Source organism: Bradyrhizobium sp. AZCC 1693, from assembly GCF_036924745.1.
Taxonomy (GTDB): Bacteria; Pseudomonadota; Alphaproteobacteria; order Rhizobiales; family Xanthobacteraceae; genus Bradyrhizobium.
On record NZ_JAZHSD010000001.1, the window covers coordinates 594,149 to 605,991 of the forward strand.

The following is an 11,843-nucleotide window of genomic DNA, read 5'->3' on the forward strand; positions in this document are numbered from 1 at the left end:
ATGACAGCGCAGGGGAAAAGTTCCTGTCACGCGGCGACGTTTCGAAGGCGCCTGCCGCGCGACAGGGCTAGAGTTTCGGCGCGCTGCCCTTGGGTATCGGGCCTTCGCTCGGTCCTGCGGCGAGAGCGGCGCTGTCGATCGCGGCCGCGCTGAGGAGCTGCTTGACATCCAGCAGGGTAAATTGCGCGATGCCAACACGATCTGCCGGCGTGCCCGGGATGAGCTGCACGCTCAACACGCCGTCGCAGTTTGCGCCCTTGGCTTCGGCCAGCATGGCGCTCGATTCCCTGACCTTGGTCTGCGCGCGCTTGACGACCGCCACACAGCTGCCGCGCACAGTGTCGCCGTTGAGCTTGACGGCGGCCCTGGGGTCGAGCGGCTTGTCGATCGCTTCCAGCGCGGTCGCTTCCTTGTACTTGCCGCCGACGGACATGATCGAGCCCTTGCGGTAGATGTAATACAGGTGCTGATCGCCGACGATGGTGGGTACGCCGTATTTGCCCATGACTTCCTTGATCATGTCGGCCTTCGACGGCTGCTGGTCCTGGGCGAAGGTCAGATTGCGCGCGATGAAATAGGCCCGGTTGGCGCTCGCGGGCGAGGAGAAGCTGGTCGAGAGCATCTCGCCGTTCTGTTTCGATCCGGCGGGGAGGCTGAAATTCAGCGCAGTGACATAGCTCGCGCCGCCGTTACCGAATTTCTGCTGCTGGATGTCGGTCTTGGTATCGGTACGGCCCTTGAACAGGGAATCAAAGGTGGCGCGCGCCGATTCGGCGTTCGATTCGGTCGAGATACCCAAAATGTCGGGGCGGAGTTTGCCCGAGAACGCCGTCTCGGGCGCCTTCGGCTTGACGTCGTCGGCCAGTGACGCTGCGGGCAGAGATGCCAGTCCCATTACCAGCCCCATGGCAAGCATCGAAACCGGCACATGGCGAGGCATGAAACACCCAGGAAAATCGGAAATAGGCCAATATGAAAGCGGAGGGATTACGCCAAGCTTTGAACGGCGATGTCAACATTGTCAGCCGATTTTGGAGGTGGATGATGCCACTGTTAACGCTTTGATCCACCTCGCTTTGCCTTGCCACCGCCATATCGATAGGCTACGTCGCGGCCATGCGGGGATCGGGTGCGCGATGCTGCCGCCCAAGGCGCGGTCATGGCGCGGTTCCTCGGGGATGGGATACCTTTAAGTGTCTGAATTATTTGATGAAGTAGACGAGGAGGTCCGTCGCGATCAGCTCAAAAAGCTGTGGGACCAATACTCGCTTTATATCATTGCCGGCATGATTTTGATCATCGCCGCCGTGGGCGGCTGGCGCGGCTACCAGTATCTGGAGGCCAAGAAGGCGGCCGAGGCGGGGGCTGCGTTCGACAAGGCCGTCGAGCTTTCGGAAGCCAGCAAGCACGCCGAGGCCGAAGCGGCCTTCGCCGATCTCGTCGCGAAGGCGCCGTTCGGCTATCGCGTGTTGGCGCGGTTGCGCATGGCTGTGGAAGTCGCCAACCGCGATCCGCAGGCCGCAGCAAAGATGTTCGATGAGATCACCGCTGATCGCAGCGTCGGTGTCGCCGAGCAGGATCTGGCGCGGATTCGCGCCGCCCAGCTGCTGTTGGAAAGCGCGAGCTATCCCAACATGAAGGAGCGCCTCGAAGCCGCGGCTGCGGCGGGCGCAACCTTTCGTCATACCGCGCGTGAATTGCTGGCGCTGTCGGCATGGCGCGCCAACGATGCTGCGGCGACGCGGCAATGGCTGGACCTGATCGCCAACGACGGCGAAACGCCGCCGAGCCTGCGCTCGCGCGCCGAAGCGCTGCAGGCCTTGCTTCCGCCAGTCGCCAAGAGCTGACGCGTACAAACCGGATTGAGTGGGAAACCCAGTATGCGCCGCCCGCAACGTTTGATCGCAACCGCCGTTCTCATCGCGCTTTCCGGCGCGCTGGTAGGCTGTGGCAGCACTGGCAATTTCGATCCGAGCGATCTGCTCGACTTCCTCGACACCAAGAAGAAGCTTCCGGGTGACCGCAAGCCGGTGTTCCCCGAAGGCGTGCCAGGCCTTGAGCAGGGCGTGCCGAAGGACCTCTACAAGGGCTCCCGTCAGCAGGTTGACGACCCGAACGCACAGGCTGCCGCTCCTCCGCCGGCGGAAGAGCCGAAATCGAAGCGTGGCACGAAATCCAAGGGCAAGCAGGCCGCCGCCCCCGCCGCTGCGGACCCTGACGCCGCACCCGAGGAAGAAGGCAGTAACGCCGCCGCGCCGCCGGCGCCCAAGCCGGCCAAGATCGTGCGCAAGCGCACCACCGCGCCGCCGCCCGATCAATCGGCGGCGCCTGCACAGTCCCCGCAACAATCCGCGTTCCCGGCGCCGGTGCCGAGCGGCACTTTCACGCGCTGATTTGTCCTTTTCGTTCGATTGACACGCCCTTCAAAAAAGGGCGTTTGGATCATTTATGTCCTTTACGATCGCCATTATCGGCCGCCCCAATGTCGGCAAGTCGACGCTGTTCAACCGGCTGGTCGGGCAGAAGCTTGCGCTGGTGGATGATGAGCCCGGCGTCACCCGCGACCGACGCGAGGGCGATGCGCGTCTTGGCGATCTCGAATTCACCGTGATCGATACCGCCGGCCTCGACGAGGGCGCCAAGGGCTCGCTCACGGCGCGGATGCAGGAGCAGACCGAAACCGCGATCGGCCTTGCCGACGCGCTGATGTTCGTGATCGATGCGCGCGCGGGGCTAACGCCCAACGATCGTGCCTTTGCCGATTTCGCGCGCCGCGCCAACAAGCCGGTGGTGCTGGTCGCCAACAAGAGCGAAGGCAGGCACGGCGAAGTCGGTGCGATGGAGTCCTACGCTCTGGGGCTCGGTGATCCCATCCAGATTTCGGCCGAGCATGGCGAGGGCTTGAGCGATCTCTACGATGCGCTACGCGTGCTGATGCCGGAGCCGGTCGAGGAGGGGGAAGAGTTCGACGACGACGACATCATCGTATCCGATGAGGAACTCGCGCAGCGTCCGATCCGCGTCGCCATCGTCGGCCGCCCCAATGCCGGAAAATCCACGCTGATCAATCATCTGCTCGGCGAGGAGCGGCTGCTGACCAGCGCCGAGGCCGGCACCACGCGCGATTCCATTTCGGTCGAGATCACCTGGCAGGGCCGCGAGTTCCGCGTGTTCGACACCGCAGGCTTAAGGCGGCGCTCGCGGATCGAGGAGAAACTGGAAAAGCTGTCGGTGGCGGACGCGCTGCGCGCGGTGCGCTTTGCCGAAGTCGTCGTGATGATGATGGATGCGCAGAACCGGTTCGAGGAACAGGACCTGCGCATCGCCGATCTGATCGAGCGCGAGGGACGGGCGATCGTGCTCGCGGTCAACAAATGGGATCTGATGGAGCGCAAGCCGCATCTGATTTCCGCGCTGCGCAGCGACGCCGATCATTGGCTGCCGCAGGTCAAGGGCGTCCCCATCGTCGCGGTGTCCGGCCTGATGGGCGAAGGCATTGATCGGTTGATGACCGCGATCCAGGACGCCTATGCGGTGTGGAACAAGCGCGTGCCCACGGCCACGCTCAATCGCTGGTTCGAGCAGGCCGTAGATGCCAACCCGCCGCCCGCGGTTTCGGGCCGGCGGCTGAAACTGAACTACATTACGCAGGCCAAGGCGCGACCGCCGAGCTTTATCTTGTTCTGCTCGCGCGCCGACGCCGTGCCGCAATCCTATCTGCGCTATCTCACCAACTCGATGCGCGAGGCCTTCGACCTGCCAGGCACGCCGATACGGATCACGCTGCGCGAAAAGGCCAATCCGTTCGCCCACAAGCGCAAGCGGCCATCATGAGCGAAGAAGTATCCGCGCCCGCCGCCGACACAGCGCCGGTGCGCAGCGGCGCGGCGGCCTTCATCTTCGTCACCATCCTGCTCGACATGCTTGCGCTCGGCCTGATTCTGCCGATCCTGCCAAAACTCGTGGAAAGTTTTGTCGACAACGATACGGCGACGGCGGCGCGGATCTTCGGTCTGTTCGGCACCGCCTGGGCGCTGATGCAGTTCCTGTTCTCGCCGATCCTTGGCGCGCTGTCGGACCGCTTTGGCCGGCGGCCGGTGGTGCTGCTGTCGAATTTTGGATTGGCGCTGGACTACGTGCTGATGGCGCTGGCGCCGTCGCTGACCTGGCTGTTCATCGGCCGGGTGATCTCAGGCATCACCTCGGCGAGTATCTCAACTGCGTTCGCTTATATCGCCGACGTGACGCCACCGGAACGGCGTGCCGCGGTGTTCGGCAAGATCGGCGCGGCCTTCGGCGCCGGGTTCATTCTCGGTCCCGCCATTGGCGGCCTGCTTGGCGGCATGGATCCACGCCTGCCGTTCTGGATCGCGGCAGGTTTGAGCTTTGCAAATACGCTCTACGGCTGGCTGATCCTCCCCGAGTCGCTGCCGCAGGATCGGCGCGCGCCGTTCCGCTGGAAAAGCGCCAGCCCACTCGGCGCGCTGCATTTGCTGCGCTCCAACCGGATTCTCGCCGGCCTGTCGCTGGCGAATTTCTTCGGGCAGGTCGCGCATGTGGTGCTGCCGTCCACCTTCGTGCTCTATGCCACCTACCGCTATGGCTGGGATACGACGACGGTAGGGCTCACGCTGGCCTTGGTTGGCGTCTGCGCCATGGTGGTGCAGGGCGCGGGCGTGGGGCCGATCGTCAAGCGACTCGGCGAGCGTCGCGCGCTGCTGATGGGGCTTGCTTGCGGCGCGCTGGGATTCTTCATCTATGGCGCGGCCCCGACCGGGCCGCTGTTCTGGCTCGGCATTCCCGTGATGGCGCTGTGGGGCGTAGCGGGGGCGGCGGTCCAGGCGCTGACGACGCAGTTCGTTGCACCGGATCAGCAGGGCCAATTGCAGGGCGCGACCAACAGCGTCAACAGCATCGCCCAGATGGCCGGACCGTTCCTGTTCACGCTGACCTTTGCCTATTTCATCAGCGATCAGGCGCCCTTCAAAATGCCGGGCGCGCCGTTCCTGCTGGCAGCGGCGTTGTTGGGGCTGGGACTCGTGATCGCGTGGCGGACGCTGGCGGGCAAACGCGACGGTTGAAAACGACTATCTCCGTCGTCCCGGCCAAGCGAAGCGCGAGCCGGGACCCATATGTGGACGGCCCCTGCTGGCAAGAGGCGGAACTGGTTTTTGATCGAAGCGATTGCGGCCATATGTCCGGTCTGATGATGCGGTCGCACATGACCGCTGCCAAGATGGGGTCCACAGCACGAGCTCCAAACATGGCCGCGGCGTCTTTGCACCAACGGGTCCCACGGAGTTTTGCCTCGTGACTGTGATCGATCGATCAGGTTCCATCTTCCGTTCTCGAGCAAGCTTTGGCTGCGGCGTGAGGCTTTGGGCCTCATGCCGAAGTTGATGATCTGCGGGTCGGATATCGGGTCATGTGATTACCTTGGTTGTGTTGTGGGCGAGGCCCGGAGTGCTTCGTTTCACCGATGGCGGCTAGCTTTCGAGCGCCGCGCGCAAGCGTCGTCAAGGCTGGCCGGAGGCCACCGCCGTAGGCGGCGCGCAGCGGCCTTGACGTCGCGAGCACGGCGCTACCCTTGGCCTCGGGGAGACGATGCCGGCGCGCGCCGGGTCGTAGCGTTCACCGCTGACCATCAGTTTCCAGGCGATGCGCGCGAGCTTGTTGGCGAGCGCCACGGCGGCAAGTTTCGGTGGCTTGCGCGCCACCAGATCGCGCAGCCAGGGCGAGGGATGCGCCTTGCCCTTGTTGACCTGCTGGATGACCGAGGTGGCGCCCACCACCAGGGTGCGGCGCAAGGCCTCGTCGCCGGCGCGGGTAATGACGCCGAGCCGCATCTTGCCGGCGGTGGAATGATCCTTCGGGGTCAACCCCATCCAGGCCGCGAAGTCGCGACCGCAGCCGAAGGCATGCGGGTCGGGTGCTTTGACCGCCAGCAAGCAGCCGCCGATCGGGCCGATGGCATCGACCTCGGCAAGGCGCCGGCTCATCTCGTTCTCCCGGTGCCAGACCTTCAGCTTCGCCTCGATCTCACGCAGCTCGAGCTTCAGCCGGCCGTACTCGTCGCCGTGGATGGCGAACAGCTCTTTGGCAAGCGCGGGCACTGTTCCGTCTTCGGCAATACGCGCCAGCAGCGGCCCGACATGGGCAGGCCCTTTGGCGGCCGTCAGCCCGAACTCGGCCGCGTGGCCGCGGATGGTGTTGATGAGCTGCGTGCGATAGTCGATCAGCCGCTGGCGCGTCGTCATCAACATTTGCGCCGCTTGCTCTTCCGCACTCTTGATCCTCACGAAGCTCATGCGCGGCCGGCTCATTGCCTCGCAGACCGCATCGGAATCTCTCTGGTCGTTCTTGTTGCGCTGCACGTACGGCCTTACGTGCTGCGCTGGCAGCAGCTTCGGCTCGTGCCCCAGCGCCGTCAGCTCGCGTGCCCAGTGGTGCGACCCGCCGCAAGCTTCCAGGCCCACCTTGGTCGGCGGCAGCTGCGCGAAAAAGCTCAGGAAGTCGCGTCGGCGCAGCTTCTTGCGCAGCACCGGCCGCTCGGCCGCATCCACCCCATGCAGCTGGAAAACACTCTTGGACGTGTCCACACCAATTCGGATAATATCGCTCATGGACGGCTCCCTTGTTTGAGATCTTTACCGACCTCATTCTGGCACATCGATGCCGTCGGGGGCCGTCCACCCCAACATAACCCCAACTGTCAATGTTGCGTCGAACTGGAGCCCCAGCTCATTCCACAATTGATATCAGTGGTTATGGGTCCCGGCGTTCGCCGGGACGACGATCGTGGAGAATTCGACTCGCTTCTTACTTCTTCACCAGCGGGCACTCGCTGGCTTCGAGCGGCTTGGCGGCGTCTTCCGCCGAGATCGTGGCGATCTGCTTGTAGTAATCCCACGGTCCCTTCGACTCGTCCGGCTTCTTCACTTCGAACAGGTAGGCCGGGATGAGGCGACGGCCGTCGGCGCGCAGTGGGCCCTTGCCGAACAGCGGATCGTCGGTCGGCAATTCCTTCATCTTGGCGACAACCTTGGCGCCGTCATGCGGATTGCCGCCGAGCGCTTCCATCGCCTTGAGATAATGCAGGATCTCCGCGTAGAGGCCCGCGACCGTCATCGAGGGCATCGAGCCCTTTGGCGATAGCTTCTGGAAGCGCTTCGACCATTCGCGGGTCTTGTCGTTGAGATCCCAGTAGAAGGATTCGGTGAAGGTCAGGCCCTGCGCCGTCTTCAGGCCGAGCGCATGCACGTCGTTGATGAAGAGCAGGAGGGCCGCGAGCTTCTGTCCGCCCTGAACGATGCCGAATTCGGCAGCCTGCTTGATCGAGTTGGTGGTGTCGCCGCCGGCGTTGGCGAGCCCAATAACCTTGGCCTTCGAAGACTGCGCCTGCAGCAGGAAGGACGAGAAGTCCGACGTGTTGAGCGGATGCCTGACCGCGCCCAGCACCTTGCCGCCGGTTGCGGTGACGACGTTGCCGGTGTCGCGCTCTAGCGCATGACCGAAGGCGTAGTCAGCGGTGAGGAAGAACCAGGTGTCGCCGCCGGCCTTGGTCAGCGCCTTGCCGGTGCCGTTGGCAAGCATGTAGGTGTCGTAGGTGAAGGAGATCGTGTTCGGCGTGCAGGCCTTGCCGGTGAGGTCGGCGGTGGCGGCGCCGGAATTGAGCAGCACCGAGTTCTTTTCCTTCACCAAATTGTTCACAGCCAACGCGACGCCGGAATTCGGCGTATCGGCAATCGCATCGATCTTGTCGTTATCGATCCACTGTCTTGCGATGTTGGTGCCGATGTCGGGCTTGTTCTGGTGGTCGCCGCTCACCACCTCGATCTTCCAGCCTTTCTGGGCGAGGCCGGAATCGTCTACCGCCATCTTGACCGCAACCACCGAATTGGGTCCGCCGATGTCGGCATAGAGGCTCGACATGTCATTCAGCACGCCGATCTTAACGGTCTTGTCCTGGGCCAAAGCTGGCGTCGCAAGCCCGAGTGCGGCAAGCGCCACTGACGCGGCGAAGCGCCGCGCAATTCTGTTCGTCATGGTATTCCTCCAGAAATGGTTGTTCGCCGGCTCTCTTTGCGGAACCTGCCAGCGATCTTGCGATAGTCTTTCTCGCCGGGACGGGCAATGCACCTATCGTAGCGCGTCCGAGGTCAGCTTGAACTTCTGGATCCGCTTACCGGTATCGACCTCGGCCGTGTAGACGTTGCCCTTGGCATCCACCGCCATGGCGTGAATCCAGTGGAACTGGCCGGCATTGCGTCCGCTGCGGCCAAAACTGCCGACCACGGTACCATCGTCCCGTTTCAGCACCCGGATTTCGTTGTTCTCGCCGTCAGCGCTCAGCAAATAGGTCTGCTTCGGGTCGGGCCAGATCGCGATATCCCACACCGCGCCATTGCCGCGCGTGTTCTTTTCGTAAAACCATTCCTTAACGAAGGTTCCATCTTTCCTGAACACCTGGATGCGGTTGTTGATGCGATCGCAGACATAGACCAACCCGTCGTTGGCCAGCTTCACGCAATGCACGGGATTGGCGAATTGCTGTGGGGCCGGTCCATTGGGATCGTAGGACGGCTGCTTCTCGTCGTTCGGTGGTTTGCCATAAGCGCCCCAGTGCCGTTTGTAGGCGCCTGACGTGGCGTCGAACACGATGACGCGGCGATTGCCGTAGCCGTCGGCGACGAAGATTTCATTGGCATCCTTGTCGATCGCGGTCTCGGCGGGCTTGCCGAGCTGTGTGGTGTCACTGGAGCCCTTGCTCGGCGCGATCTTGCCGATCTGCATCACGAACCTGCCGTCGAGGGTGAATTTCAGGATCGCGTTGTCGTTGTCGGCGTTGCCGCCGACCCACACGAAACCATTCTCATCGACTTCGATGCCATGCTCGCGGCCGACCCATTCGTAGCCTTCGCCGGGGCCGCCCCAGGAGCGCAGCAGATTGCCGTCGGCGTCGAACTCGAGCACCGGCGGCGCCGAGATGCAGCATTTCGAGCGGGGCGGATTCAGCGCAGCACCCTTTTCGTCGTCGGTGAGCGAGCGCGGGCGATGGATCACCCAGATATGCCCCTGCGCATCGACGGTGATGCCGCCGACCTGGCCAAGGATCCAGTTGTTCGGCAGCGGCTTTGGCCAGGACGCATCGACTGCGAACGTCGGGATGTCGCCGGCCTGCGAGGAAGCCGGCGTTCCAATCAGCATTGCGGCGGTGAAGCAGGCTGAAATGGCTTTGCAAAGATTTTGGCGGGCGCGATTACGCGTCGGCGTCATAGGTGCCTCCCGATGTTTTTTCTTGGCGGGGTGTCCCGCTTGGGAGGGCAGTCAATCGCGGGGAGGTCCGGGAGTCAACGGTTTGACACCGTCATGTCAGTAGCGCGTGATCTGTCGTGTGTTTGTAGCTCGTGAAGTGTCGTGTTTTTGGTGCCCTGGAACAAAGGGGGCACGATGGGCACGGCATCCATTCACGAGGGTGTACGACGGATGCGGTTTTCGGATTTGCTGGATCGGACGGAGGCGAAGGAACTGACGCAGGTGGCCGCGGCTGAGCTTCTCGGGATCAACGTGCGGACGTTTCAACGTTGGGCGGAACGCTATGAGGCGGAGGGCGATGACGGGCTTGTCGACCTCCGTATGGGGCGGCGATCGCCGCGGCGCGCGCCGGAGGAAGAGCTTGAGCGGATGCTGGGGCTGTTCCGGGACAGGTACGCGGACTTCACGGTGAAGCACTTCCACGAGCAGCTGCAAAAGCGGCATGGCTATGTGCTTGGCTACACGGTGACGAAGCTGGCCTTGCACGCGGCGGGCTTGGTGCGGAAGGCGCCGAAGCGTTCGGCGCACCGCAAGAAGCGTCCGCGCCGGCCGCTTCCGGGCATGCTGCTGCATCAGGACGGGTCGCGCCACGCCTGGATCGAAGGTCTGCCGGCGATGGACCTGATCGTCACGCTGGACGATGCGACGAGCGAGATCTACTCGATGTTTCTGGTCGAGGAAGAAGGCACGGCGTCGACGTTCCAGGCCTTGGGCGAAGTGATTGGCGGGCGCGGCCTGTTCTGCGCGCTCTACACCGATCGCGGCAGCCATTATTTCTACACCCCGAAGGCTGGCGAGAAGGTCTCGAAGACGCAACAAACCCAGGTGGGACGGGCTTTATCGCATCTTGGGATCGAGCATATCGCAGCCTATTCGCCGGAGGCGCGCGGGCGCTCCGAGCGGATGTTCGGCACGCTGCAGGGCCGGCTGCCGAAGGACCTGCGGCTCGCCGGGATCAGGACGGTCGAAGCCGCCAATGCGTGGCTGAGGGCGCATTACATGGCCGAGCATAACGCGGCGTTTGCGATCAAGGCCGAACAGCCGGGCACGGCGTTCGTCGCCGATCGCCACGAGGCTTGGCGCGAAGCGCTGTGCGTGATCGAAGACCGAACCGTCGCCAACGACAATACGATCGCATGGAACGGTCGGCGGCTGCAGCTGCCGGAGAGCCGGCTCAGGCCCCACTTCGTCAAAGCCCTGGTGCGGGTCCATGAGTATCCCGATGGCACCGCGAGCGTGTTCCTTGGCCCGCACCGATTGGCGACGTTTGCCGCCGACGGACACCAGATCAGCCCCGACGCGCCTCAGCCTGGCAGCGTGCTCGGAGCCGTCAAGGACAAGCCCTTGCGGGCGCGCAAGCGCGCGTCCTTGACCGCCCCTGCGCGCGCCGCCGTCGAGATAGCGCGGGTCGGGGCGGAGAAACGGGCTTCAAGTCGAACAAAGAAACCGACCAGGAGGGCTAACCCGGCAGCAATATCCGTGGCATGACCAACCCGGAGGAAACCGTCCACGCCTTCCGGCTCCTCCGAAACTCAACAACGAAGGCGACAGATCACGAGCTACAAAAATACGACAACTTCACCCGCTACGGACACGGTTTGACACCGTCATTGCGAGCGGAGCGAAGCAATCCATGCCTCAACAAGCGGCACAATGGATTGCTTCGCTCCGCTCGCAATGACGGAGAGCCACTCGCAAGACGCTCAAGCCGGCGGGTGAAAGCTCATCAGCGTACGCGTCTTGTAGTCATAGAGTTTGCCGGTCTCGTTCCACTCAGGCGCGCACATCGGCACGATGAATTCCGCCGCCTGCTCCGGCGTATCCAGCGTCATCGGGTCTTCGCCGGGGAATACGCTGGCGCGCATGCGGGTGCGGATCGGGCCGGGGCTGAACAGATTGACGCGCAGTTTCGTGCTCACGGTCTCATTGGCCCAGGAGCGCACCAGCGTATCCAGCGCGGCCTTCGACGCCGCGTAGGGGCCCTGATACGCATTCGCCTTGCTGGCGGCGCCCGAGGTCACGAACACGGCGCGGCCGGCGTCCGAGACCCTGAGCAGCGGGTCCATGCAGCGGATGAGTTGGAAGTTCGCGGTGACGTTCACCGCCATCACGTCGTTCCAGGGCTTCAGTTCGATATGGCCGAGCGGCGAGGAGGGACCGGCGACACCGGCATTGCCGACGAGAATGTCGATCTTGCCGTGGCGCTCATGCAGCGCTGCGCCAAGCCGCGCGATGCCGTCGAAGTCGGTGAGGTTGAGCGGCACCAGCGTTGCGCTGCCGCCCTCCTTCCGGATCTCGTCGTCGAGTTCCTCGAGGCCGCCTTGCGTCCGCGCGATGGCAACGATGTGCGCACCGGCGCGGGCGAGCGCGCGCGCCGTGGCATAGCCGATACCGCGCGAGGCGCCGGTGACGAGGGCGATACGGGAGGCGAGGGGTTTGGTCATGGAACTAAACTCTCTCCACGGTCGTCCCCGCGAACGCGGGGACCCATACTCCGTGAAGCTTATGGTTGGAGACGGTGTCCGTGT

At 63.8% G+C, this 11,843-nt stretch carries 10 protein-coding genes; 5 read left to right on the forward strand and 5 right to left on the reverse strand.

Annotated features, from left to right (window positions below; all coding sequences use genetic code 11):
• Positions 1-67: 67 nt before the first annotated feature.
• On the reverse strand, positions 68-895 hold the full coding sequence (locus V1293_RS02895; RefSeq protein ID WP_334506539.1) for a hypothetical protein: 828 nt from the start codon (positions 893-895) through the stop codon (positions 68-70).
• Positions 896-1,193: 298 nt separating this feature from the next.
• Here V1293_RS02895 and V1293_RS02900 point away from each other — a divergent pair, with 298 nt between their 5' ends.
• Genes V1293_RS02900 through V1293_RS02915 form a run of 4 tightly spaced genes read left to right on the forward strand, consistent with a single transcriptional unit; the run spans position 1,194 to position 5,081 of the window.
• On the forward strand, positions 1,194-1,847 hold the full coding sequence (locus tag V1293_RS02900) for a tetratricopeptide repeat protein (RefSeq protein ID WP_334506541.1): 654 nt from the start codon (positions 1,194-1,196) through the stop codon (positions 1,845-1,847).
• A 33-nt stretch (positions 1,848-1,880) separates the two neighbouring features.
• Positions 1,881-2,393, forward strand: a complete 513-nt coding sequence (locus tag V1293_RS02905) for a hypothetical protein (RefSeq protein WP_334506543.1) — start codon at positions 1,881-1,883, stop codon at positions 2,391-2,393.
• A gap of 55 nt (positions 2,394-2,448) precedes the next feature.
• Complete coding sequence (gene der / locus V1293_RS02910; protein WP_334506545.1) at positions 2,449-3,834, forward strand: ribosome biogenesis GTPase Der; 1,386 nt, start codon at positions 2,449-2,451, stop codon at positions 3,832-3,834.
• Positions 3,831-5,081 carry a TCR/Tet family MFS transporter gene (locus tag V1293_RS02915; RefSeq protein ID WP_334506547.1) on the forward strand — a complete coding sequence of 417 codons (1,251 nt, stop codon included), beginning with the start codon at positions 3,831-3,833 and terminating at the stop codon, positions 5,079-5,081. The genes der and V1293_RS02915 overlap by 4 nt, the downstream gene beginning before the upstream one ends.
• A 435-nt stretch (positions 5,082-5,516) precedes the next feature.
• Here V1293_RS02915 and V1293_RS02920 read toward each other — a convergent pair whose 3' ends face one another.
• The 3 genes from V1293_RS02920 to V1293_RS02930 all read right to left on the reverse strand — a co-directional run bounded on the left by V1293_RS02920 (position 5,517) and on the right by V1293_RS02930 (position 9,207).
• On the reverse strand, positions 5,517-6,623 hold the full coding sequence (locus V1293_RS02920) for an IS110 family transposase (RefSeq protein ID WP_334506549.1): 1,107 nt from the start codon (positions 6,621-6,623) through the stop codon (positions 5,517-5,519).
• A 196-nt stretch (positions 6,624-6,819) separates the two neighbouring features.
• Positions 6,820-8,046, reverse strand: coding sequence for an ABC transporter substrate-binding protein (locus V1293_RS02925; protein ID WP_334506551.1), 1,227 nt, complete (start codon positions 8,044-8,046; stop codon positions 6,820-6,822).
• 93 nt (positions 8,047-8,139) lie between these two features.
• The gene (locus V1293_RS02930; RefSeq protein WP_334516599.1) at positions 8,140-9,207 is read right to left on the reverse strand and encodes a hypothetical protein; all 1,068 of its coding nucleotides are present in this window, start codon (positions 9,205-9,207) and stop codon (positions 8,140-8,142) included.
• Positions 9,208-9,486: 279 nt separating this feature from the next.
• On the opposite strand from V1293_RS02930, the gene V1293_RS02935 reads away from it, so the two are divergent.
• The gene (locus V1293_RS02935; protein WP_334506553.1) at positions 9,487-10,803 is read left to right on the forward strand and encodes an ISNCY family transposase; all 1,317 of its coding nucleotides are present in this window, start codon (positions 9,487-9,489) and stop codon (positions 10,801-10,803) included.
• A 215-nt stretch (positions 10,804-11,018) separates the two neighbouring features.
• Here V1293_RS02935 and V1293_RS02940 read toward each other — a convergent pair whose 3' ends face one another.
• Positions 11,019-11,759 (reverse strand): SDR family NAD(P)-dependent oxidoreductase, encoded by a 741-nt coding sequence (locus V1293_RS02940; RefSeq protein WP_334506555.1) that lies wholly within the window; start codon positions 11,757-11,759, stop codon positions 11,019-11,021.
• Between the last annotated feature and the right edge of the window lie 84 nt (positions 11,760-11,843).